Origin of the sequence: Moorella sp. E308F, from assembly GCF_006538365.1 — a bacterium.
Lineage (GTDB): Bacteria > Bacillota > DSM-521 > Neomoorellales > Neomoorellaceae > Neomoorella.
The window spans coordinates 890421-913836 of record NZ_BJKN01000002.1 but is presented as its reverse complement, the minus strand read 5'-3'; the positions used below and the strand labels follow the sequence as shown (position 1 = coordinate 913836).

The following is a 23416-nucleotide window of genomic DNA, read 5'->3' as shown; positions in this document are numbered from 1 at the left end:
ACCGCCCGGCTCGTGTTTATATAATAAGGCAAGGCGGTTGAATAAAAAGACAAGCACCGCTCTGGTTATTACACCAGAGCTTTTCTATAGCCGCAAGGACCACCCATAGTGGTCGTAAACGCCGCCGGCCAAGAGATAAATATGTTTAGGGAGCCTAGCTTCCCTATATGGAGGAGAGCCGTTTTGAGCCAGCTAAAGATCACCGACACCACCCTGCGTGACGGTCACCAGAGCCTCTGGGCCACGCGCATGACCACGGCTGACATGCTGCCCATCATTGAAAAAATTGACAGCGTCGGTTACCATTCCCTGGAGGTCTGGGGCGGCGCCACTTTTGATGTCTGCATGCGCTTCCTGGACGAAGACCCCTGGGAACGCCTGCGGACCTTAAAAAAATATGCCCGGAAAACACCCCTGCAGATGCTTCTCAGGGCCCAGTCCCTGGTAGGTTACCAGCTGTACCCCGACGATGTGGTGCGGGCCTTTATTGCCAGGGCGGTGGCCAACGGCATTGATATTATCCGTATTTTCGATGCCCTGAATGATCTGCGCAACATGGAAGTTCCTATTGAAGCCGCCAAAAAGGAAGGCGCCCACGTCCAGGGGACGGTGGTTTACACCATCAGCCCGGTCCATACCATCGAGCACTACTTGCAGACAGCCCTGGAACTGGAGAGCATGGGCGTGGACTCCATCTGCATCAAGGATATGGCCGGCCTTCTTGCTCCCTTTGAGGCCTATGAGCTAGTAAAGCTCTTTAAAGAAAAGCTCCACATCCCCGTCCAGCTCCACAGCCACTATATCGGCGGCCTGGCCGTAGGTGCCTACTTAGAGGCCGCCCGGGCGGGGGTGGATGTGGTTGATACGGCCTCGGTCCCCCTGGCCTTCGGTGCTTCCCAGCCACCGGTAGAGACGGTGGTGCGGGCGCTGGCCGGGACGCCTTACGATACCGGGCTGGACTTGAACCTCCTCTTTGAGATTGCCCGTTATTTCGACGACCTGCGCCGGGAGCTGGGTTATGAGCGCGGCGTAACCCGCATTACCGATATGTGGGTCTTCCAGCACCAGGTCCCCGGCGGCATGATTTCCAATCTGGTAAGCCAGCTAAAGGAGCAAAAGGCGGCTGACCGCATCAATGAAGTCCTGGCCGAAATCCCGCGGGTACGGGCCGACCTGGGTTACCCGCCCCTGGTAACGCCTACCAGCCAGATTGTCGGCACCCAGGCGGTGCTCAACGTCCTGCTGGGCCAGCGTTACAAGATTGTGCCCGGGGAAGTTAAAAACTACGTTCGCGGCCTCTACGGCCGGCCGCCGGTTCCTATAAGTGAAGAAATTCGCCGGTTGATCATCGGGGATGAAGAACCCATCCAGGGGCGGCCGGCGGATGTCCTGCCGCCGCGCCTGGAAGAAGCCCGGCAGGAAATCGGCGATCTGGCCCAGAGTGAAGAAGATGTCATCAGCTACGCGTTGTTTCCCCAGGTGGCCCGGAAATTTTTTGAGGATCGCCGTGCCGGGCGGTTGCAGCCGGGCCGTCGCACTTTAAAACCCCAGGCCGGGGGTAAGGCCGAGGCAGGAGGTACAAAGAGAATGGATCTCAAGGACATCACCCAGCTCATTAAAGCCTTAGAAGAAACAGGTATTACCGAACTTAACCTGGAAAGCGAAGGGGTCAAAATCATGATCCGCCGTGGCAGTGACCGGGGGGGGAGCACCGGCCCGGCCCCTGTAGTCCAGGTAACCCCGAACGATGAGCCTCGTGCCCGGGTGGACATACCGCCAGTCCAGCCAGCCGAGGATATTATCGAAGTCCGGGCACCCATGGTAGGTACTTTTTACCGGGCGCCGGCCCCGGACGCGCCGCCTTTCGTTGAAGTCGGTACGAGGGTTAAACCGGGGCAGACCCTGTGTATAATAGAAGCTATGAAGCTGATGAACGAGTTGACGGCCGAAACCGCCGGCCAGGTTGTCAAGATCCTGGCCGAGAACGGCCAGCCGGTGGAATACGGCCAGGTGCTGTTCCATTTAAAGAAAGAGTAGAAACAAATATGCTGGGCGGTGTAGAAACATAAACTGCCGCTAAGAAGTATGCTTTTTTCGGAGGATAGGAGATGTTTAAACGAGTTCTCATTGCCAATCGCGGCGAGATTGCGGTGCGGATTATCCGCGCCTGCCGTGAAATGGATATCGAAACAGTAGCCGTCTATTCTGAGGCCGACCGGGGAGCCCTGCATACCAGGCTGGCTGACAAAGCCGTCTGTATCGGGCCGGCGCCGGCCAACCGCAGTTACCTGCATATTCCCAGCATTATTGCTGCTGCCCAGATGAGCGGTGCTGATGCCATTCATCCTGGTTATGGCTTTCTGGCAGAAAACCCCTATTTTGCCGAGATGTGCGCCACGGCAGGGATCACCTTTATCGGCCCTTCACCGCGTTCCATGCAGCTCATGGGCGCCAAGGCCACGGCCCGGGCCACCATGATTGCTGCCGGGGTGCCGGTAGTACCAGGTTCAGAAGGGGTTGTCAAGGATCTGGATGCCGCCCTGGCTATAGCCAAAGAAATTGGTTACCCTGTTTTAATTAAAGCGTCAGCCGGCGGCGGTGGCCGCGGCATGCGGGTGGCCCAGGGCCCCCGGGAGTTGCGCCAGGCCATCCAGACCGCCCAGCGGGAAGCCGAAGCTGCTTTCGGCGATTCCCAGGTTTACCTGGAGAAATATATTGAAGAACCCCGTCATATCGAATTCCAAATATTAGGTGATACCGAGGGGAACCTCATTCACCTTGGGGAGCGCGACTGTTCCCTGCAGCGGCGCAATCAGAAGATCCTGGAAGAAGCCCCTTCGGTAGCCCTGACACCGGAACTGCGGCGGGAAATGGGAGAAGTCGCCTTAAAGGCCGCCAGGGCCGTCGATTATTACAGCACCGGTACGGTAGAATTCCTGTTGGATAAGCATGGCCGCTATTATTTCATTGAAATGAATACCCGCATTCAGGTGGAACACCCGGTGACCGAGGCGGTTACCGGGATCGACCTGGTCCAGGAACAGATCAGGATAGCAGCAGGGGAACCTTTAAGCATCCGCCAGGAGGATGTCCAGATACGGGGGCATGCCATTGAGTGCCGGATTAATGCCGAAGATCCCAACCATAATTTCCGGCCGGCCCCGGGGCGCATTGAGCGTTACCATGTACCGGGAGGCTTTGGCATCCGGGTGGACAGCGCTGTGTACAGTGGTTACTTTATTCCCCCTTTTTATGATTCTTTGATTGCCAAGGTCATTGCCTGGGCGCCGGACCGGGAAGGGGCCATCAACCGCATGGCTGGAGCTCTAAAAGAAATGGTAATTGAAGGGGTGCCGACAACTATTCCTTTCCACCAGCAGATTCTGGCCAACGCCTTTTTCCGGCGGGGCGAGATCTACACCAACTTTATCCAGCGCCGCTTGCTGGCGGGGTAAAGTTACTGGCGTTTCTACTTCGCCAGGGCTGCTGCGCCAGCCGGGTCAAACCATAAAAATCTGGCCGGCTTTGCTTCAGGGATAACGAGTAATTTTCGCCGTAAGCAGTTGTGATGGCTGCCGGCCTCTGGTATAATATAGAAAAAGGTGGAGGTGGATGCAGTGGATAATGCTTTAGAACAACAGGCCCGAACCGATCTCGGCACTATAAAAATTACCAACGAAGTGGTAGCCATCATTGCCGGCCTGGCCGCCACGGAAATCGAAGGAGTAGCCGGCATGAGCGGCGGCATTGCCGGCGGTATTGCCGAACTTTTAGGCCGGAAGAATCTAAGTAAGGGCGTTAAGGTAGAAGTAGGAGAAAAGGAAGCTGCGGTTGACCTGTACATAGTGGTTAACTTCGGCGTTCGTATTCCTGATGTAGCCATCCGGGTACAGGAGAATGTTAAAAGGGCTATTGAATCAATGACAGGCTTACGGGTGGTAGAAGTAAATGTTCACGTCCAGGGCGTAGTATTTCCCCAGGAAGAGAAAGAAGAAGAAACCACCCGGGTCCGGTAGGAGGGTAGTGACTTGTCAATGCTGGACCGGGCCATACTGGCCCTTTTTGCTTTACTGGTGGCGGCCCTTTCCCTGGTTACCCTGGCGGTAATCGCCGGCTGGACAGTACCCCTGGACCTTTTTGAACTAAGCCTATTACGTACGGACTACCGCTTCATAGCCGGTCTGATAGCCGCCGTATTTTTCTTGCTGGCCTTGCGTTTCTTTCTGGCCAGTGTGCGCCCGGCAGCAGCGAAGGAAGAGCAGGCGGTTATTAAATCTACCGACCTTGGTACGGCCAGCATTGCCCTGCCGGCCCTGGAAAACCTGGTCAACAGGGCCGCCCGCCAGGTAAAAGGAGTACGAGAAGTGCGGCCCACCCTCAGAGTCCTCCCGGAAGGGCTGGCAGTGAAGCTCAATATTACCGTCAGCCCCGACCGCAATCTACCGGAATTAGCAGCAGCACTCCAGCAACAAGTCTATGAATATATTGTTGCTACAGCCGGCCTGGAAGTGCCGGAGGTCCAGGTGCGGGTGAACGGTATTTACCAGGAAGGCCTGCGCCGGGTAGAATAGGGGAGAAGAAGGCGTGGAAAATATTTTCGATTTGCTAGGCTATCTCTGGCGGGAACACCGTGGTAAGCTAATCGGCGTCACCCTGGGCCTTATTTTTGGGATTTTAACTGCCATCTGGGGCTTTGGGAAGGCCTTTTTCATCGGCCTTTGTGTAGCGCTGGGCTATGTTATCGGCCGTCGCCTTGATCAGGGCCGGGGATGGGAGGACCTCTGGCAACGTTTCTTTGGTCGTCGCTGGTAAGGGGGAATAGCGTACTTTGAGTAGACGAGCAGCCAGGACAAAAGCCCTGCAGGCTCTGTTTGCCATTGACCTGGGCCGTATGGCCCCGGAAAGGGCGGTGGAAGAAGTTTTAGCTGAAGAGCAACTTTCACCCCAGGCAGCAGCCTTTGTCCGGGAACTGGTAATGGGGACGGTCACAGCCCGGCAGGAACTTGACGCTATCATTAGCAAGTATGCCGTGGGCTGGCGCCTGGAACGCCTGGCGGCCGTCGACCGCAATATTCTTAGGATGGCTTTGTATGAAATGAAATATTACCCGGATACGCCGGTAAGCGTTATAATAAATGAAGCCATTGAACTGGCCAAAACCTTTAATAACGAAGAAGCCGGCAAGTTTGTCAACGGCTTGCTGGACAGCGCCCGCAAGGAGTTAGGGAGATAGCTGATGGCCATTCTCGGCATCGATACCAGTGCCTATACCTGTTCAGTAGCCATCGTCAGCGTTGACGGCGAAGTGCTTACTGCCCACCGCCGCCTGCTACCGGTACCCGCGGGAGAAAGGGGACTGCAGCAGGGAACGGCGGTTTTTCATCATGTCCAGATCTTACCGGAACTGCTGGCATCAGCCTTTGCCGACGTGCCGGCAACCAGGCTCAAAGGCGTGGCAGCAGCTACCAGACCCCGGCCTGTGGAAGGCTCCTATATGCCGGTTTTTACCGTGGCCGCCGGGCAGGGCCGCGTATTGGCAGCGGCATTGCAGGTGCCCTTCCTGGCCACAACCCACCAGGAAGGGCATCTAGCCGCTGGCCTGTGGTCGGCAGGCTGGCAGCCGGGCGGTCCCTTCCTGGCCGTCCACCTGTCGGGAGGGACTTCCGAAATCCTCAAGGTCAGCAGGAAACGCGGCGGTTTTAATATCAGCAAACTTGGAGGCACCCTGGATCTTCATGCCGGGCAGCTGGTGGACAGGGTCGGGGTGCTAATGGGCCTGAAGTTTCCTGCCGGCCCGCAGCTAGAATTGCTGGCCCGCGAAGCCGGAGAGGAAAAGGGTGAGAAGGTCCGGCTGACCTCAGCCGTGCGGGGATATAATTTTAGTTTTTCCGGGCCGGCCAGCCAGGCAGAACGACTGCTGGCCGCCGGTGCTTCCCCGGCGGCCGTGGCCCGGGCGGTGGAACAGTGCATTGCCAATACCCTGGAGCGAGTTCTCCGGGCCGCTGTTGGTGAAACCGGCATTAAAGAAATTTTAATCGTCGGCGGGGTGGCGGCCAATACCTACCTGCGCAGTCGGCTGCGCCGCCGCCTGGAACACCGCGCCGTAGGGGCACGCCTTTATTTTGCCGACTCTCAGCACAGCACCGACAATGCCATCGGCGTAGCCCTCCTGGGCCGGGATGGGGTTTTTAGTGCATGCGGGCCGGGTGCCGACGGCGATCCGGCAGAGGGAGGGTCATGGCGGCAGCCAGGGCCGGAATAATGGCCAGGAGATGGATGACAAAAGGGACGCCTCGGGCGTCGGCAATGCCGCCCAGCAGGATAAGGCCCAGGCCGCCGGTACCAATGGCAAAACCCATCATCAGTCCGGAGGCCATCCCAATGTGCCGGGGCATCAAGGATTGAGCAAGGACAATGGCCGGGGCGAAGGTTGAAACTACAAAAAAGCCGCTTAAGGCCAGCAATATGGCCACCCAGTATCCCTTGACGTAAGGGAAGGCCAAGACCAGGGGTATAAGGGCCAGCATGGAGGCGAGGATCATTTTTTTGGTCCCCCAGTAGTCGGCCAGGCGGCCACCTACCAGGGTACCCACGGCGCCGGCTATAAGAAATATGGAAAGCATTGTGCTGGCCAGGGCGGCATCGCCATGGAGGTAATGCTGATAGTAGAAGGGGATATAGTAGGTTAAGCCGGTATGCAGCCAGGAACGCAAGATGACTACCAGGACCAGGAGAGTAATGGCCGCCAGGGAAGTCCTGCTATACTTTTCTCCCTTCTGACCGGCAGCAGCTACCCGCTGGCCGGCGGTCATGGTGCGGCCAATAGCCGGCATGGTATGGACCAGTAGAGCCACGGTAAGGGCCGTAGGAAAGATAACCAGCCAGGAGGATTTTAAACCGCCGTGGCTGAGGATTAGGGAGGCGATTATTGGTCCCAGGCCGAAACCCAGGTTGCCGCCTACGGAAAAGACGGCCATGGAACTAGCCTGCATGGGGCCGCTGATGTAATGGGCCGACTTGGAAGCTTCCGGGTGGTAGGCGGCTACCCCAAGGCCGCTGACAAAGACTATGGCTGTAAGTAAGTAGTAGTTGGGTACCAAGCCGAAGGCAGCCATACCCAGGCCGGCTAAAAGGCAGCCGGCGGGTAAGAGCCAGCGCAGCTGGTACCGGTCCGACAGGTAACCGAAAAGGGGCTGGATCACGGAAGAACTGATAGTAGATAGGGCGGGAATGATGCTGGCGGCCGTAAAGGTCAGGGCAGCCTGTTCTTTATATACCGACAGAAAGATGGGCAGCAGGCCCTGGTTGACATCGGTAACCAGGTGTCCCAGGCTTAGCAGGTAAAGAATACGTTTTCGCACTTCTTTAAACCTCCAGTCTCATCATATCTTAAACCCTGCAAGGAAAGTGGTCAAGGATCATTAGCAGGAATATGGGTTTTAACAGCGAATATAATTAAGGTTATTCTGTACTAGTTTTTGATAGCTCAACATATAGGGGGTAGGGGATGCCCGTGTACCGTATTGTACGGAAAGAAGTCATGTCGCCGGTTATCAAGCTGATGGAAATTGAAGCTCCGGAAGTGGCTGCCAAAGCCCGGGCCGGACAATTTATTATTCTCCGGATAGACGAAGAGGGGGAACGCATTCCTTTAACGATCGCCGATTTTGATCGCAGCCGGGGTACCATTACCACTATCTTCCAGGAAGTGGGTTATACAACCAGGCGCCTGGGAACCATGGAGGCAGGAGATGCCCTGGCTGACTTTGTCGGTCCCCTGGGGCAGCCCTCGGAGATTGAAAATTACGGCCGGGTTGTTTGTGTGGGCGGCGGCGTCGGCGTTGCCCCGGTTTATCCCATAGCCCGCGCCTTAAAGGAAGCTGGCAACGAAGTAATTTCTATTATAGGCGCCCGGACAAAGGAACTGCTTATCTGGGAAGAGAAAATGCGTGCCGTTTCCAGCGAACTGCTGGTGGCCACCGATGACGGCAGCTACGGCCACCACGGCTTTGTAACGGACCTCTTAAAGCAGGTATTGGAAGAACGGGGCAATGTAGCTCGGGTCTGGGGTATCGGCCCGGTGGTCATGATGCGGGCTGTGGCGGAAACTACCAGGCCCTTTGGCGTACCCACCATTGTCAGTATGAATCCCATTATGGTGGACGGTACCGGTATGTGCGGCGCCTGCCGGGTCAGCGTCGGCGGGGAGACCAAATTTGCCTGCGTCGACGGGCCGGAATTTGACGGGCACCAGGTGGACTGGCAGCTGGCTCTGCGGCGGATGAACATGTATAGAGAAGAAGAGGAAAGGATTATCAAGTTCCACGAGGGGGGTGGCTGCGGATGCCATTAATTCCCAGAAAAACTCCCATGCCTTCTCAGGACCCGCAGGAGCGTATCCACAACTTCAATGAAGTAGCTCTGGGCTATACCGAAGAAATGGCCCTGGCCGAAGCAGAACGCTGCCTCCAGTGTAAAAAGGCTCCCTGCCGCCAGGGATGTCCGGTCGAGGTGGACATACCCGCTTTTATCAGCTTGATAAAGGAAAAAGATTTTGACGGGGCTATTGCCAAAATCAAAGAAAAAAACAACCTGCCGGCCATTTGCGGGCGAGTCTGTCCCCAGGAAAACCAGTGCGAAAAATACTGTACCGTGGGCAAGAAGCATGAGCCGGTAGCCATCGGCCGCCTGGAACGTTTTGTCGCTGATTACCAGATGGCTAAGGGCGAGGCAGCAGCCGTACGCAAGGCCCCGGCCACTGGCTTTAAGGTAGCAGTAATCGGTTCCGGTCCCGCCGGTTTGACCGCCGCGGCCGACCTGGCCCGGATGGGACACCAGGTAACGGTCTTTGAAGCCCTCCATGTGCCCGGGGGCGTACTGATGTATGGCATTCCTGAATTCCGCCTGCCGAAAAAGATCGTCCAGCAGGAAATCGACTCCATCCGCCGGCTTGGAGTAGAAATCCGGACCAATGCCGTGGTCGGCAAGGTTACCACCGTGGACGAACTCCTCGCCAGCGGCTACGATGCCGTCTTTATCGGCACTGGGGCCGGGTTGCCCCACTTCATGGGGATACCCGGGGAAAACCTTCTAGGCGTTTACTCGGCCAATGAATTCCTCACCCGGACCAACCTGATGAAGGCCTATCTATTCCCCCGCTATGCCACCCCCATCAAGGTGGGCAGGCGAGTGGCTGTTATCGGCGCCGGCAACGTGGCCATGGATGCGGCCCGTACTGCCCTGCGGCTGGGAGCAGAAGAATCTTATATTGTTTACCGCCGCTCGGCAGCCGAAATGCCGGCCCGCAAGGAAGAAGTAGAGCACGCCGAAGAAGAAGGGGTCAAGTTCCACCTTCTTACCAGCCCGGTGAAAATCTACGGTGACGACCGGGGTGTGGTGAAGGGCATGACCTGCCAGCGCTTTGAACTGGGCGAGCCGGATGCCTCCGGCCGCCGGCGGCCGGTGCCCATCCCGGGTTCTGAGTATGACGTGGAAGTAGATACAGTGGTTATGGCTATCGGCCAGGGCCCCAACCCTCTGGTCTTAAGGACCACGCCGGGCCTGGAACTTACCCGCAAAGGTACTATCGCCGCCGACGAGGCTACCGGCGCCACTTCGAGGAAGGGCGTCTTTGCCGGCGGCGACATCGTCACCGGGGCGGCAACGGTAATCCTGGCCATGGGAGCCGGCAAAGCCGCCGCTCGGGCCATAGACAAGTATTTGCGGGAGAAATGAGTTTTTCGGAGGAGGCACCCATGGTGGTGAGCCGCCACCAGAGGGCATAAAATGCCGGGCTGGCATTTGTCGGAAGCGAGCGAGCTTTTACCGAGTGGCGAAGCGGCCCGGGCGAAGCCGAGGGATGATAAGCGGGGCCGAGGACAGCGAGGCCTGCGGCCGGATTCTAAAGGCAAGGATGCCGAATAGGCCGGGAACTCCGCCCGAGCTAGAGGCTGACCCAGCACTCAACTCGCAAAGGTTTTGTTCGCGAAGAGACACCTATTACAAACGAATTGAGTGCTGGGCGCTCCACAAGGGCCAGGGAGCGAGCGCGACAATGCCAGCCTGGGAGTGAGTATTTTAAGGAGGTCTAGTGCCATGCCAGCCCAAATCTTGGACGGCAAGCAGATTGCCGCCGCAGTACGGGAAGAAGTCAAGCAGGAAGTAGCCAGGTTGAAAGAGCAGGGGATTACTCCCGGTTTGGCCGTCGTCCTGGTCGGCGACGACCCGGCTTCCCAGGTGTATGTCCGCAACAAGCACCGCGCCTGCGAAGAAGTCGGCATCTACTCGGAAGTCCACCGCCTGCCGGCGGAAACCACCCAACCCCAGCTCCTGGACTTAATCAAACAGCTCAATAATGATCCGCGCCTCCACGGCATCCTGGTTCAGCTTCCACTGCCCGATCATATTGACGAAAAAACCGTCATCGACACCATCGCCCTGGAAAAGGATGTCGACGGTTTCAGCCCGGCCAACGTCGGCAACCTGGTTATTGGCGACAAGTGCTTTTATCCCTGCACGCCCCATGGCTGCATGGTCCTCCTGGATAAGGCCGGGATTGATCCCAAAGGTAAAAAAGCAGTCGTCGTTGGCCGCAGCAATATCGTCGGCAAACCCATGGCCATGATGCTTTTAGCCCGTCACGCCACGGTAACCATCTGCCACTCCCGCACCAGAAACCTGGCCGAGGAATGCCGCCAGGCCGACATCCTGGTGGCTGCCGTAGGCAAGCCGGAGATGATCACCGGCGACATGATCAAGGAGGGCGCGGTAGTCATCGATGTAGGCATCAACCGCGTAGGCGAGAAAAAGCTGGTAGGGGATGTCCACTTTGAGAGCGCCGCGCAAAAAGCCAGCTGGATTACCCCTGTGCCCGGGGGAGTTGGTCCCATGACCATTGCCATGCTGCTGAAAAATACAGTCGAGGCGGCCCGGCGCTAGTGTCCGGGCAGCGGGTTCTGGCGGTGAGGGAACTCACCGCCTATTTGCAGCGCCTGATAGGCAATGACGGCCGCCTGGCCAACGTCTGGGTCAAGGGGGAGATCTCCAACTTGCGCCGCCCGGTATCGGGTCACCTCTATTTTACCTTGAAGGACCAGGTGGCTGCTTTGCGCTGTGTTATGTTCCAAGGCCGCAGCCGGAGCTTGAGTTTGTCGCTCCAGGACGGTTTGGAGGTAATAGCCAGGGGTCACATAGCCATTTATCCCCGGGACGGCGTCTACCAGCTTTATGTGGCCGAAATCTATCCGGCCGGAATGGGTATGGCTACTCTTGCCCTTCAGGAGCTGGCGGCCCGCCTGGAAAGGGAAGGCCTTTTTGCCGCCGAACGCAAACGTCCCTTGCCCCTCCTGCCGCGCCGGGTGGGCCTGGTGACCTCACCGAGCGGTGCCGCCCTGCGGGATATGGTTACCGTCAGCCGGCGGCGCTTTCCCGGTATTGACCTGGTGCTGGCCCCTGCTACCGTTCAGGGGGATACTGCTCCCTTTGAATTGGCCCGGGCCCTGGAACTTTTGGGCAAACTGGGCGGGGTAGACGTGATTATCATCGGCCGCGGCGGCGGCTCGGCGGAGGACTTGAGTGCCTTCAATACCGAAATCGTCGCTCGGGCCATCTATGGCTGCCCGGTGCCGGTTATTGCTGCCGTTGGGCACGAGACGGACCTCACCCTGGCCGACCGGGTAGCCGACCGACGGGCACCAACCCCTTCGGCGGCCGCCGAGCTGGCCGTCCCGGTAAAAAAAGAGCTGGAAGAGCGCCTGAATATCCTGGCTACCCGTGCCCGGCGGGGAATGGAGCACCGCCTGCAGATGGCGCAAGCAAGGCTTGAACGCCTGGTTAAAAGCCGGGGCATGGCCCGGCCCCAGCAGGAACTGTATTATCGCCAGCAATACCTGGACGGGCTGGAACAGCGCCTGCTGGCTGCCTGGCAGCGCCATGCCGGGGCCAGGGAACAGGCCCTGCAACTGTTAACGTCCCGCCTGGAGGCCGCCAGCCCCTTGACCATCTTGAGCCGCGGCTATGCCATCTGCCGTCGTCCCGGCGGTGGCCCCCCCATCCGGCACAGCCTGGAGGTGGCTCCTGGGGAAAGGGTGGAAGTAGTCTTAAGCCAGGGTCGCCTCCAGTGCCAGGTAGAGGATGTGGACGGTGGCTAATGTATCGTTTGGGAGGAACCAAAGCATGCCTGAAGGCGAACAGCTTAAATTCGAAGAGGCTTTGCAGAAACTGGAGGGTATCGTCCGGGCTCTGGAAGGAGAAGGCCTGACCCTGGAAGATTCCCTGGCCTATTACCAGGAAGGGATCAGGCTGGTACGCCTGTGCCGGCAGCGCCTGCAGGAAGTCGAGGGTAAACTCCAGGCCCTTCTGGTCCAGGAAGGCGAAGTTGTACTAAAGGAAATCTCTATATCCGGGGGTGGGGGTTACGGAGCTTGAAAGTTATCTAGCTTCCCGCCAACAAATGGTCCAGGAAGCCCTGGAAAAGAGCCTGCCGCCGGCAGATAATTATCCCCCGGCCGTTCACCAGGCCATGCGCTACAGTCTTTTCGCCGGGGGGAAGAGGCTAAGGCCTATCCTGGTTTTGGCTGCGGGTGAGGCTGTAGGCGGCCCCCCGGAACCACTGCTGCCGGCCGCCTGCGCGGTGGAGCTTATCCATACCTATTCCCTCATCCACGATGACCTGCCGGCCATGGATAATGACGATTTTCGCCGCGGCCGGCCCACCTGCCATAAAGTTTTCGGTGAGGCCATTGCCTTGCTGGCCGGGGATGCCCTCCTCACCCAGGCCTTTGCCGTTTTGAGCCAGGTGCCCGACGGCATCCCGGCGGTGAAAGTTCTCCAGGCCATCGGCGAGCTGGCCGCCGCCGCCGGCAGCCAGGGGATGATTGGCGGTCAGGTGGTGGACATGGAGGCCGAGGGCCGGCCGGCGACCTTGGAAACAGTTAATTACATCCACACCCACAAGACTGGTAGCCTCATCCGCGCCTGCCTGCGCCTGGGCGGCATTTTAAGTGGCGCCGGAGAGGAGCAGCTGGCGATATTAACGCGCTATGGCGAAAACCTGGGACTGGCCTTCCAGATAACCGACGACATTCTCGATATTGAGGGCGATTTTACTCGCATGGGTAAAAAAGGCGGGATGGATGCAGCCCGGGGCAAGGCAACCTACCCGGCCTGCTTAGGTCTAGAGAAGGCACGGGAGATAGCCGGCGAACTCTGTACCGAGGCGCAAAGTTTAGCCCGTTCGCTGGGGCCGGCTGCCGAACCTTTATTCCTCCTCGCCGGTTACGTTCTTAACCGACAGGGATAGTCATACGCCAAGCATAAAGGTGTCCGCGAAAGGGAGGAAAGGCATACCGGTGCTGGCTGCCGGCCAGCACTATAGACGGCTTAAGGCCACCGGGGGCTTCTGGCCGTGGTGCTTGCTGTTTAAGGACAAATACCTTATAATACATCCTACCAGCAGAAAAATTTTTGCTTAGCCTATTGGTGGGTGGCGCAGTATTCTAGTCAAGACCACCATCTTTGAAGACGGGCCTAAAAATCCGTCAAGGGCACACCGATGAAGTTCCTGGTGCTGGCTGTCGACGCCCAGTCGGGGGTTGGTACTGGGAGTTAAGGAGGGGGGGCGATCTACAATGGCATGTAGGCGTGGACCCTCCCTCCGTGGAGACCCAGGTGCGTGGGAAAGTTCCTGCGGCAGGAACAACTACTATGGCCTGGGGTAGAAACCTGCAGTCGGTACGGAGGGTGCTGGCTGCAGCGTAGCCTGCCTTGAGCGGTAGTGGTGGATGCGGGTGTTAAGCGCCTGTCAAGGTCTTCGCCGAAGACCTCTTGACTATAGCGGAAACCACTACTGCAAAAGAGGCTAGAAGATGGCGGGGCTTGTCGAGGAAAACTCCTAGACTGTTTACCACCGGTAAGGCTGGCCGGGGATTAAAGTATGCGCTAAGTGGTAATCCAGTCCTGCCTCCGGCGACGGCGCAGGGCACCCTTTAAAGGGAAACCGCCATTGCGGCGACGCGTGGTAGGGTGCCGGGAAAACCTACTGGACCTAAGCCATAACATTTATCCGGCCAGCTGCCACCCACCAGGATTACATAATCCTTATCCTTCATGGAGGCAGAAAACACATTTGGCCAGATCACAAGGTCGTTCCTCCTGGAAAAATGCCCTGACTATGGGCGGAGGAACTTTTTTTATAGCCCTGGCTGTAGGCTATGGTTCCCAGGTGTTTCTGGGTAGAATAACTTCAATAATTTTAACCTTTACCCTGTTGCTGTTAATTATCGTGGCGGGTATTGCCTTTGATATTGTTGGCGTAGCCACGGCGGCGGCCAGTGAAGTACCCCTGCATGCCCGGGCGGCCAAAAAGATCCCCGGCGCCCGCCAGGCCCTGGGTTTACTGCGCAACGCCGAACGGGTGGCCAGCTTCGCCACCGACGTGGTGGGGGATGTCTGCAGCACCTTGAGCGGTGCGGTTGGGGCGGTAATTATCTTGCGCCTGGCAGGACAGCATGGAGCGGAAGACCTGCTGGTCAGTACTATTATGACGGCCATTATTTCGGCTGTGACTGTGGGGGGTAAAGCCCTGGGCAAGGGATTTGCCCTGCGCCAGGCCAATGATATAATATTTTTTGTAGGCCGGCTGTTGTACGGCGTGGAAAAATTAACCGGGTGGCGCCCCTTTAACTATGTACCCCAGAAAGGACGGCGGCCATGAACCTGCTGGATAAAATTAACGAACCGGCTGATGTGAAAAAGTTGAATAACGTGGAACTCGAGATGCTGGCCGCGGAAATACGCAGGGAACTGGTCCGGACGGTGGCCCGCACTGGCGGCCACCTGGCGCCCAACCTGGGGGTAGTAGAGCTGACTCTAGCCCTGCACAGCGTTTTCGACTTACCCCGGGATAAAATCATCTGGGACGTGGGCCACCAGTGCTATGTGCACAAGATGCTTACCGGCCGGCGTTCCCAGTTCAGCACTTTACGCCAGTTCGGGGGCTTGAGCGGCTTTCCCAAGCGAGCCGAAAGCCCCTATGATGCTTTTGATACTGGTCATAGCAGCACCTCTATTTCCGCTGCCTTAGGCTTTGCCCTGGCCAGGGATTTAAAGGGTGAGGATTACCAGGTAGTAGCGGTTATTGGCGATGGTGCCCTGACGGGCGGTATGGCCTTTGAGGCCATGAATCATGCCGGTCATCTGAAAACCAGCCTGATTGTGGTGCTGAATGATAATGAAATGTCTATCTCCAGCCCTGTAGGGGGCATGGCAGCCTACCTTTCTCGCCTGCGGACGGATCCCATGTATTCCCGGGGCAAGGAAGAGCTGGAAAACCTCCTCAACCGCCTGCCCCATTTTGGTCCCCGGGTTTTAAAGATAATTGACCGGATTAAAGATAGCTTTAAATACCTGGTTGTTCCGGGAATGCTTTTTGAGGAACTGGGCTTCACGTACCTGGGTCCCATCGAAGGCCACAGCATAACCCGGCTTAAAGAAGTACTGCAACGCGCCCGGGTTACCCGTGGGCCGGTCCTGGTCCATGTGATTACCACCAAAGGCAAAGGTTATCATCCTGCTGAGACCCATCCCGGCCGCTTCCATGGCGTTGGCCCCTTCGACCCGGAAACAGGTGAACCTGTAACTACCGGGGGACCGCCGACTTTTACCTCCGTCTTTGGCGCTGAGCTGGTACGCCAGGGGGAGAAAAACAACCGCCTGGTAGCCATAACGGCGGCCATGCCCGACGGTACCGGGCTCATTCCTTTTGCCCGGCGCTTCCCCAGACGCTTTTTTGATGTCGGCATTGCCGAGCAACATGCCCTGACCATGGCCGCCGGCCTGGCGGCTGCGGGATTAAAACCGGTAGTGGCCATTTACTCTACCTTTTTGCAACGGGCCATAGACCAGGTAATCCATGACATTGCTTTAATGGAACTACCGGTAGTCCTGGCCATTGACCGGGCCGGTCTGGTGGGCGAAGATGGAGAAACTCACCAGGGCCTCTTTGACCTGGCCCTGCTACGCAGTATCCCGAGTATGGTAATCATGGCTCCCAAAGACGAGCAGGAGCTGCGGCACATGCTAGTTACAGCTATCCAGCACCACGGCCCGGCAGCCTTACGTTATCCACGGGGTGCCGGCGTGGGTGTACCGTTAACCGGTGTAGCCCAGCCCCTGCCTATCGGCAAGGGGGAGGTCCTGCGTCAGGGCAGGGATGTAGCCATCCTGGCCCTCGGGCCCCTGGTTTACGCCGCCCTTGCCGCAGCGGAAGAACTGGCCGCCCGGGGTATTGAAGCGGCAGTCATCAACCCGCGCTTTGTTAAACCCCTGGATGCGGATTTAATTCTCAGCTGGGCCGGTAAAACCGGCTGCCTGGTGACGGTTGAGGAACACGTCCTGGCCGGCGGTTTTGGCAGCGCCGTCCTGGAATTGCTGGCTGCCAGAGATATGGTGAGGACGAGGGTGCAATGCCTGGGGATCAAGGACCAGTTTGTCCCCCAGGGTAAAGCGGCCGTGTTACGGGAACACTTAGGTTTGACGCCGGCGGGGATCGTCAAGGCCGTCCAGCAGGTGTTGGAGGGAGAGTCGATGTTTACCAGGCGTAAATTGGGTACCAGGGAGATTTCCGGTGGCTAGGCAACGACTGGACGTCCTGCTGATACAGCGGGGACTGTTTGGCAGCCGCCAGCAGGCACGGGCAGCTATTATGGCTGGTGAGGTGCTGGTCAACAATATCCCGGTAGACAAGCCCGGGGAGAGGGTCCCGGTTGATGCGGCGATACGCCTTACCGGCCGGCCCCTGCCTTACGTCAGCCGCGGCGGCTTAAAGCTGGAGAAGGCCTTAAAGGTTTTTAATATTGATTTGCACCATAAAGTAATCCTGGACGTGGGCGCGTCCACCGGAGGCTTTACCGACTGTGCCCTTAAACACGGCGCCGCCCGGGTCTATGCCGTTGATGTCGGTTACGGCCAGCTGGCCTGGTCGCTACGCCAGGATCCGCGGGTAATTGTCCTGGAAAGAACCAACGCCCGTTACCTGGAACGGGATAAGCTGGGGGAGCCGGTTGATGTGGCCACTATAGATGTAGCCTTCATTTCCCTGGCGAAAGTCCTGCCGGCCGTCCGCCGCTGCCTTAAACCGGAGGGGGAGATTATTGCCTTGGTCAAGCCCCAGTTTGAAGCCGGCCCGGGCCGGGTCGGTAAAAAAGGGGTTGTGCGCGACCCAGTCGTCCACATGGAGGTTTTAAAAGAAGTAATGAACGCGGTAACCGGGTTGGGTTTAAAAATATATGGGTTGACCTGGTCACCCATCAGCGGCCCGGAAGGTAACCTGGAATTCCTCCTCTGGCTGGGTTTAAAAGGCCAGGGCCTGGCACCAGCAGACTGGCAGCACCTGATTGAACAGGTAGTAGCTGCAGCCCATCAGGAAGTGCATTAGGTTTGAAGTGAGGGAGTCAATTGCAGCAGATTGGTATGGTGGCCAACCTGGATAAGCCGAGGGTAAAGGAAGTAGCCCTGGAAATCATGGCCTACCTGGAAGACCGCGGTGTGAGGGTACTGGTATCCACCAGCAAAGCTGCCGCCCTGGGCTGCCCGGAAAAGGGCGTGCCGGAAAAAGAGCTGGCAGGTGCCGATTGCCTTTTAGCTCTAGGTGGTGACGGCACCCTCCTGCGGGCGGCGCGAATAGTTGCCGGTGCCGCTACGCCCATTCTCGGCGTCAACCTGGGTCACCTGGGTTTTTTAACAGAAATTGAGCTGGCTGAACTTTATCCCGCCCTTGATAAGCTCCTGGCCGGTGGTTACCGCCTGGAAGAGCGGATGATGCTCCAGGGTGCCGTCAGGCGACCGGACCAGGCCCTCCACTGCCAGGCCTTAAATGATGTTGTAATTACCAAGGGCGCTTTTTCCCGCATGCTCCGCCTGGAGGTTTATATCGGCCCGGCCTACCTGGACACTTATCCGGCTGACGGCCTCATTATCTCCTCACCTACGGGTTCAACGGCTTATTCCCTGTCGGCCGGCGGCCCCCTGGTATCACCGCAGCTGCAGGTGATGATATTAACGCCCATCTGTCCCCATACCCTTTATAGCCGGCCCCTGGTTGTACCGGCGGAACAGCAGATCAGGGTCCATGTCCATGCCCAGGGAGCGGAAGTCATGCTAACTGTTGACGGCCAGCAGGGATGGCGCCTGGAGAACGGGGACGTCGTTACCGTGACGCGAGCGGAAGTACCTACGCGCCTGATACGTTTAAAAAATAACACCTTTTACAGCCTGGTACGGGAGAAATTGCGGGAAGGGGGGAGCCGGCAGTATGACGAAAGCCAGGCGCCAGCAGCTGATTCTGGAAATCATAGCCAGGACCCCGGTAACTACCCAGGAACAGCTGGCCCGGGAACTCAACAAGCACGGGCTTAAGGTGACTCAGGCTACCGTTTCCAGAGATATTAAAGAACTGGGCCTGGTTAAAGTGCCGGCGGGGGAGAATCTCTATCGCTACGCCGCACCGCCGGGACAGCCCCCGGTCAACGTCTATGGCCGCTTGCAGCGCCTCTTTCAAGATTCTGTGGTTAAGGTAGACGACAGTGAAAACTTGATTTTAATCCGCACCCTGCCGGGGACGGCCCATGCCGTTGCCTCCTGCCTGGATAACGTGGCCTGGCCGGAGATTATAGGAACGGTAGCCGGGGATGATACCATCCTGGTCATTGTTAAACCCAAAGAAGCCGTGGCTGCGGTTTTAAAGCGCTTTGATGAGCTCAGGGAAGGGTGAGGCCATGCTCCAGGAACTGCAAATCGAAAATTTTGCCCTGATCGAATCCCTGCAGCTGGACCTGGAACCCGGGCTAACGGTCCTCACTGGCGAAACCGGCGCCGGAAAGTCCATCATTGTCGATGCCGTGGGGCTTCTGGTGGGGGCGCGGGCTTCAGCGGAGTATATCCGTTCCGGTGCCGAACGGGCCCTGGTGCGCGGGCTTTTTCAGACCGCCGGCATACCTGGACTGGAAGAAGTCCTGGCCGAATTTGGTGTCCCAGTTGAGGCCGACGGGACCCTTTTGCTCAGCCGGGAAATCAGCCGCAGCGGCCGGCATAGCTGCCGCGTTAACGGCCGCAGTCTCACTTTAAGTATGTACCAGAGAATTGGCCAGATGCTGGTCGATATCCACGGCCAGCACGCTTACCAGTCAATTCTCAGGCCCGCCTCTCAGACGGACCTGCTTGACGGTGTGGCGGGTTTAATGGAACTGAGGGCGCAAGTTAAAGAACTTTACACAAAATGGCAGAATTTACAAAATGAGCTAGAAGAACTCGGTGGCGACGCGGCGGCAAGGGAACGGCAGCGTGACCTGTTAACTTACCAGCTAAAGGAAATATCTGCCGCTAATTTAAGACCGGGTGAAGATGAAGAATTACTCCGGGAACGGGAGATCCTAAATAATGCGGCCAGGCTGGCTGAAGGGGCTGTTGCAGTTTACGCTGCCCTTTTTGGGGAAGAAGGCAGGGCGGCCTATGACCGCATCAGCCAGGCAGCGGCAATTCTGGATACCATGGCTGGCATCGATGCTGGCCTTAAACCCTGGCAAAATTTACTGGAAGCTGCCGCCGCCCAGGTGGAAGAGGTAGCCCGCGGTATCCGCCGTTACGGGGAAGAGCTGGACTATAACCCGCAAAGATTAAAAGAAATTGAGGAACGCTTGGAATTGATTAAAAACTTAAAGCGTAAATACGGGAACGATATTCCGGCCATCCTGCGCTATCAGGCGGAGACGGCAACAGCTTTGGAGGGCCTGGAGCAAAGGGCAGCCAGAGTGGCGGCCATGGAAAAAGAAATAGCTGCCGCTGAAACCAAGTACCGGGAAGCAGCCCTGCGGTTACGCCGGCAGCGCTTGAAGGCAGCGCAAAAATTGGCTGCGGAGATAACCGCTGTATTGCATGACCTGGCCATGCCTGCGGCCCGGGTAACAATAGCCTGCACGGAAGCGTCCCTGCCGGGACCCGCAGGGATGGATACGGTAACTTTTCTCTTCCAACCCAACCCCGGGGAAGGGAGCCGTCCCCTGGCTCAGATTGCCTCAGGCGGGGAAATGGCGCGGGTAATGCTGGCCTGCAAGAGTATCTTAGCTGATGTTGATGCAGTGCCAACTTTGATTTTTGACGAAATTGATGCCGGGGTGGGCGGTGCTGCCGCCCGCGCGGTGGCCAGAACTTTGGCGGCCATTGGCCGGCGCCACCAGGTTCTCTGCATTACTCACTCGGCGCAACTGGCCGGTGTTGCCGGGCAGCATTACCGGGTTAGTAAGGTTGTCCAGGGTGGGCGTACCTTTACCAGAGTTGAAAAATTAACGGGTGAGGCCAGGGTGGAAGAACTGGCCCGGTTGTTATCCGGGGAAACAAGCCCGATTGCCAGGGAGCATGCGGCCGCCCTTTTAGAACAGTCGCAGGCCAAAAATTGAAATTTATGTTATTGACATTTAAAAATCATAAATTAGCACCTGAACGCTTCCTAATGCAGGCTATATCTCCTCCTCAGGACGTTTTTAACAGCATAAAAGCGACGGCCTGAGGTTATTTTATGTTTAGAAAGCAAAAATAAAATCCCTGAATGGGGGTGGTGCCCTTGAAACGCCTGGGGCGCCAGGTTTTCGGCCTGGTGCTGGCGGCATTGTTATTGTATGGAGGAATGCTCCCGCCGGTACGCGGGTTTTTTAGTCTGCCCCAGATGCTGCGCCTGTCAACGGCGGCGCCTTTTAAGCTAAACTGGGAACTACCGCCGGGCCTGGCCCGGCAGGTAGAAGTGCAGGTTAACAGCCTGGATGAAATCAGTACGGCCAGCCAGGGTCGCCCGGGCTGGTGGCAGCTCCAATTAAAATTATTTGGTCTTATTCCCTTAAAAAATATTACCGTGCAGATGGTCCAGCCGGTCAGTGTTTTTCCAGGCGGCCAGGCCATTGGCGTCCTGCTCAAAACAGAAGGGGTAATGGTCGTGGGCCAGGCAGCCGTAACGGACAACCAGGGCAACAAGCTTTACCCGGCGCGGCAGGCCGGCCTGGAAACGGGTGATACCATCGTAGCCATTGATGGCCAGAAGGTTAGCAGTGATCAGGAAGTGGCATCCTTGATCGATGCTGCCGGCCGTGCCAAGCGCTCTTTAAGGCTAACGGTCAGAAGGGATGAGCATTTGTTTAGCTTAAATATCCAGCCCCTGTACTGCCGGGAGACGGGGCGTTACCGGATCGGCATCTTTGTCCGGGACAGTACCGCCGGTGTGGGGACGTTAACCTTTTATGACCGGGACAAGAGTGTCTTCGGCGCTTTAGGGCATATCGTTACCGGTGACGGCCAGACGGGAATGAATATCAGCGGTGGCCGGATTGTCGCGGCCGCCATCCAGGGGATCCATCAGGGGAGACGGGGCCAGCCCGGGGAAAAAATAGGTGTTTTTCTGGAAAACAGCAGTTTTAGCGGCATAATCAAGAAAAATACCACAGTTGGCATATTTGGGACAATAACGGGTAATATTCCGGGCTATTTTACCTCACCTTTGCCGGTTGCCCTGGCGGAGACGGTGCGCCCGGGACCCGCCGAAATCTTAACAGTAGTTGAGGGAGAGAAGGTAGAAAGGTTTCAGGTGGAAATTGAACGGGTAATGCTCCACCAGCGAGCCAGTGGTAGAGGGCTTATTTTACGGATAACCGATCCCCGGCTACTGGCCTTAACAGGGGGAATTATCCAGGGTATGAGCGGCAGTCCCATTATCCAGGATGGGCAACTGGTGGGAGCTGTGACCCATGTGTTTATTAACGATCCTACCAGGGGGTATGGAGTGCTGGCCGAATGGATGCTGCAGGAAACAGATCTTGTCTCACCGACCAGGGGAACTGTCGTCGAATCCCCTGGGAAATTACATATAATGGAAAATGATGTTGGATAACCAAAAGTTTTGCCTCTTTATGCGATTGGAAGGATTATCCCTTATCGGCGTCGAAAACTATCTCGACTAAAATGACACGGGTCTTTAGGAGGCGGGATGAAATACAATGAAAGACCCCATAAAGGTATTAATCGCCGATGATAATCGGGAATTTTGTGAAGTACTTGAGGAATTTTTTAACAGGCAGCAGGATTTTGTTTTGTCAGGGATAGCCCATAATGGCCATGAAACCCTGCAGCTTATCCAGGAGCAAGAGCCGGACGTTGTAATTCTAGATATTATTATGCCGCATCTTGACGGTATCGGTGTCCTGGAACGGCTCAATGATTTAAACTACGAACCGCGGCCGAAAATAGTAATCCTTACGGCTTTGGGCCAGGAGAGCACGACCTTGCGTTCCATGGAGCTGGGGGCTGATTATTACATACTTAAACCCTTTGACCTGGAAGTGCTGGGCAACCGTTTACGGCAACTGGCCAACGGATACTCCTTGCCCGCGCCACCGGCCCAGTTAAATCGCAGCGGTCGCAATATGGATGTTGAAGTAACCAAGATTATCCATCAGATGGGGGTCCCGGCTCACATTAAGGGTTATCAATACTTACGTGAAGCCATCCTGATGGTAATCGACGACGTGAGCCTCTTGGGCGCGGTGACAAAAGAGCTTTACCCCCTGGTGGCGAGGAAATTTATGACCACGCCCAGCCGGGTAGAACGCGCCATCCGCCATGCCATCGAGCTGGCCTGGGACCGAGGCAACGTGGAGATGATGAATAAGTTCTTTGGTTATACTATTAACGTAGAACGGGGCAAACCGACCAACTCGGAATTTATTGCCATGATAGCAGATAAACTAAGAATAGGCGCCAAGACAAACTGATATACGGGAGGTCAGGGGAACTGGCGTAATGCCAGTTTCTTATCTTTTTTTGGAGGGAGAACGAAATATGGATCTTACCGAAGTGCTGCTGAGTTCTGAGCGCATTTATGAAGGACGTATATTGAATTTGCGCCGGGACCGGGTGCGGCTACCCGATGGCAATGAAGCCAGCCGCGAAGTTGTTGAACACCCGGGCGCTGTAGCAATTATCGCTCTCGATAAAGAAAAAAACGTTTATCTTGTTCGCCAGTACCGTTACCCTATTGGCCGGATAACACTGGAGATCCCCGCCGGCAAACTTGATGCCGGGGAAGAACCGGTAAATTGCGCCCGGAGAGAGCTGGCGGAGGAAGTAGGCCTCCAAGCTGCCGAATGGCAGCTGCTTTTAACCTTCTATTCAACACCGGGCTTTTCCAATGAAATCATGTACCTTTTTATGGCCACCGGCCTCGAACCTCACCGGGAAGAAGCTGATGCCGATGAATTTCTGGAAGTGGTACGGCTACCTCTGGCTGCCGCCGTGGCCGAGATCTTTAAGGGTACTATCCAGGATGCCAAGAGTATTGCCGGTTTGCTGGCCGCCGCCCGTACTTTGCAGGCATAAATAT

24 protein-coding genes are annotated in these 23416 nt (G+C 57.0%); 22 read left to right on the top strand and 2 right to left on the bottom strand.

Going from position 1 to position 23416, the window contains the following annotated elements; translation table 11 throughout:
- Positions 1–141 precede the first annotated feature (141 nt).
- From accB to E308F_RS11045, 7 genes are all read left to right on the top strand, one after another.
- On the top strand, positions 142–2037 hold the full coding sequence (gene accB, locus E308F_RS11075) for an acetyl-CoA carboxylase biotin carboxyl carrier protein (protein WP_141264956.1): 1896 nt from the start codon (positions 142–144) through the stop codon (positions 2035–2037).
- A gap of 71 nt (positions 2038–2108) precedes the next feature.
- Positions 2109–3455 carry an acetyl-CoA carboxylase biotin carboxylase subunit gene (accC, locus tag E308F_RS11070; RefSeq protein WP_141264955.1) on the top strand — a complete coding sequence of 449 codons (1347 nt, stop codon included), beginning with the start codon at positions 2109–2111 and terminating at the stop codon, positions 3453–3455.
- A gap of 147 nt (positions 3456–3602) precedes the next feature.
- Complete coding sequence (locus E308F_RS11065) at positions 3603–4016, top strand: Asp23/Gls24 family envelope stress response protein (RefSeq protein ID WP_141264954.1); 414 nt, start codon at positions 3603–3605, stop codon at positions 4014–4016.
- An 18-nt stretch (positions 4017–4034) separates the two neighbouring features.
- A complete protein-coding gene (gene amaP / locus E308F_RS11060) occupies positions 4035–4571 on the top strand; it encodes an alkaline shock response membrane anchor protein AmaP (RefSeq protein WP_253260470.1) in 537 nt (178 codons plus the stop codon).
- Positions 4572–4584: 13 nt separating this feature from the next.
- The gene (locus E308F_RS11055) at positions 4585–4812 is read left to right on the top strand and encodes a DUF2273 domain-containing protein (RefSeq protein ID WP_253256477.1); all 228 of its coding nucleotides are present in this window, start codon (positions 4585–4587) and stop codon (positions 4810–4812) included.
- 16 nt (positions 4813–4828) lie between these two features.
- A complete protein-coding gene (gene nusB / locus E308F_RS11050) occupies positions 4829–5233 on the top strand; it encodes a transcription antitermination factor NusB (RefSeq protein ID WP_141264952.1) in 405 nt (134 codons plus the stop codon).
- Between the two features lie 3 nt (positions 5234–5236).
- The gene (locus E308F_RS11045) at positions 5237–6262 is read left to right on the top strand and encodes an O-sialoglycoprotein endopeptidase (RefSeq protein ID WP_141264951.1); all 1026 of its coding nucleotides are present in this window, start codon (positions 5237–5239) and stop codon (positions 6260–6262) included.
- Here E308F_RS11045 and E308F_RS11040 read toward each other — a convergent pair.
- Positions 6189–7361 (bottom strand): MFS transporter, encoded by a 1173-nt coding sequence (locus E308F_RS11040; RefSeq protein WP_141264950.1) that lies wholly within the window; start codon positions 7359–7361, stop codon positions 6189–6191. The genes E308F_RS11045 and E308F_RS11040 overlap by 74 nt on opposite strands.
- Positions 7362–7513: 152 nt before the next feature.
- On the opposite strand from E308F_RS11040, the gene E308F_RS11035 reads away from it, so the two are divergent.
- The 6 genes from E308F_RS11035 to E308F_RS11010 all read left to right on the top strand — a co-directional run bounded on the left by E308F_RS11035 (position 7514) and on the right by E308F_RS11010 (position 13300).
- Positions 7514–8353: a sulfide/dihydroorotate dehydrogenase-like FAD/NAD-binding protein gene (locus E308F_RS11035; RefSeq protein WP_141264949.1), complete on the top strand. Its 840-nt coding sequence runs from the start codon at positions 7514–7516 to the stop codon at positions 8351–8353.
- Positions 8344–9735, top strand: coding sequence for an NADPH-dependent glutamate synthase (gene gltA / locus E308F_RS11030; RefSeq protein ID WP_141264948.1), 1392 nt, complete (start codon positions 8344–8346; stop codon positions 9733–9735). Before E308F_RS11035 ends, gltA begins: the two co-directional genes overlap by 10 nt.
- Positions 9736–10095: 360 nt before the next feature.
- A complete protein-coding gene (gene folD, locus E308F_RS11025) occupies positions 10096–10938 on the top strand; it encodes a bifunctional methylenetetrahydrofolate dehydrogenase/methenyltetrahydrofolate cyclohydrolase FolD (RefSeq protein ID WP_141264947.1) in 843 nt (280 codons plus the stop codon).
- Positions 10938–12149 carry an exodeoxyribonuclease VII large subunit gene (gene xseA, locus E308F_RS11020; RefSeq protein WP_141264946.1) on the top strand — a complete coding sequence of 404 codons (1212 nt, stop codon included), beginning with the start codon at positions 10938–10940 and terminating at the stop codon, positions 12147–12149. The genes folD and xseA overlap by 1 nt, the downstream gene beginning before the upstream one ends.
- A 25-nt stretch (positions 12150–12174) precedes the next feature.
- The gene (gene xseB / locus E308F_RS11015) at positions 12175–12426 is read left to right on the top strand and encodes an exodeoxyribonuclease VII small subunit (RefSeq protein ID WP_141264945.1); all 252 of its coding nucleotides are present in this window, start codon (positions 12175–12177) and stop codon (positions 12424–12426) included.
- Positions 12427–12451: 25 nt separating this feature from the next.
- Complete coding sequence (locus E308F_RS11010) at positions 12452–13300, top strand: polyprenyl synthetase family protein (protein ID WP_172613595.1); 849 nt, start codon at positions 12452–12454, stop codon at positions 13298–13300.
- A gap of 685 nt (positions 13301–13985) precedes the next feature.
- On the opposite strand, the gene E308F_RS15895 is transcribed toward E308F_RS11010, so the two are convergent.
- Positions 13986–14138 carry a hypothetical protein gene (locus E308F_RS15895; protein WP_172613903.1) on the bottom strand — a complete coding sequence of 51 codons (153 nt, stop codon included), beginning with the start codon at positions 14136–14138 and terminating at the stop codon, positions 13986–13988.
- On the opposite strand from E308F_RS15895, the gene E308F_RS11005 reads away from it, so the two are divergent.
- The 9 genes from E308F_RS11005 to E308F_RS10965 all read left to right on the top strand — a co-directional run bounded on the left by E308F_RS11005 (position 14126) and on the right by E308F_RS10965 (position 23412).
- Entirely contained in the window at positions 14126–14713 is a 588-nt protein-coding gene (locus E308F_RS11005) for a CNNM domain-containing protein (RefSeq protein ID WP_141264943.1), read from the top strand. The genes E308F_RS15895 and E308F_RS11005 overlap by 13 nt on opposite strands.
- Positions 14710–16632, top strand: a complete 1923-nt coding sequence (dxs, locus tag E308F_RS11000; protein WP_141264942.1) for a 1-deoxy-D-xylulose-5-phosphate synthase — start codon at positions 14710–14712, stop codon at positions 16630–16632. The genes E308F_RS11005 and dxs overlap by 4 nt, the downstream gene beginning before the upstream one ends.
- On the top strand, positions 16625–17434 hold the full coding sequence (locus tag E308F_RS10995) for a TlyA family RNA methyltransferase (protein WP_141264941.1): 810 nt from the start codon (positions 16625–16627) through the stop codon (positions 17432–17434). The genes dxs and E308F_RS10995 overlap by 8 nt, the downstream gene beginning before the upstream one ends.
- 20 nt (positions 17435–17454) lie before the next feature.
- Positions 17455–18414 carry an NAD(+)/NADH kinase gene (locus E308F_RS10990; protein ID WP_141264940.1) on the top strand — a complete coding sequence of 320 codons (960 nt, stop codon included), beginning with the start codon at positions 17455–17457 and terminating at the stop codon, positions 18412–18414.
- Entirely contained in the window at positions 18311–18769 is a 459-nt protein-coding gene (gene argR, locus E308F_RS10985; protein WP_141264939.1) for an arginine repressor, read from the top strand. The genes E308F_RS10990 and argR overlap by 104 nt, the downstream gene beginning before the upstream one ends.
- Positions 18750–20450, top strand: coding sequence for a DNA repair protein RecN (gene recN / locus E308F_RS10980; protein ID WP_216364518.1), 1701 nt, complete (start codon positions 18750–18752; stop codon positions 20448–20450). Before argR ends, recN begins: the two co-directional genes overlap by 20 nt.
- Before the next feature lie 158 nt (positions 20451–20608).
- Positions 20609–21928: a SpoIVB peptidase gene (gene spoIVB, locus E308F_RS10975; RefSeq protein ID WP_141264937.1), complete on the top strand. Its 1320-nt coding sequence runs from the start codon at positions 20609–20611 to the stop codon at positions 21926–21928.
- Between the two features lie 106 nt (positions 21929–22034).
- Complete coding sequence (gene spo0A / locus E308F_RS10970) at positions 22035–22808, top strand: sporulation transcription factor Spo0A (protein ID WP_141264936.1); 774 nt, start codon at positions 22035–22037, stop codon at positions 22806–22808.
- Positions 22809–22875: 67 nt separating this feature from the next.
- A complete protein-coding gene (locus E308F_RS10965; protein ID WP_141264935.1) occupies positions 22876–23412 on the top strand; it encodes an NUDIX domain-containing protein in 537 nt (178 codons plus the stop codon).
- The last annotated feature ends 4 nt before the right edge of the window (positions 23413–23416 follow it).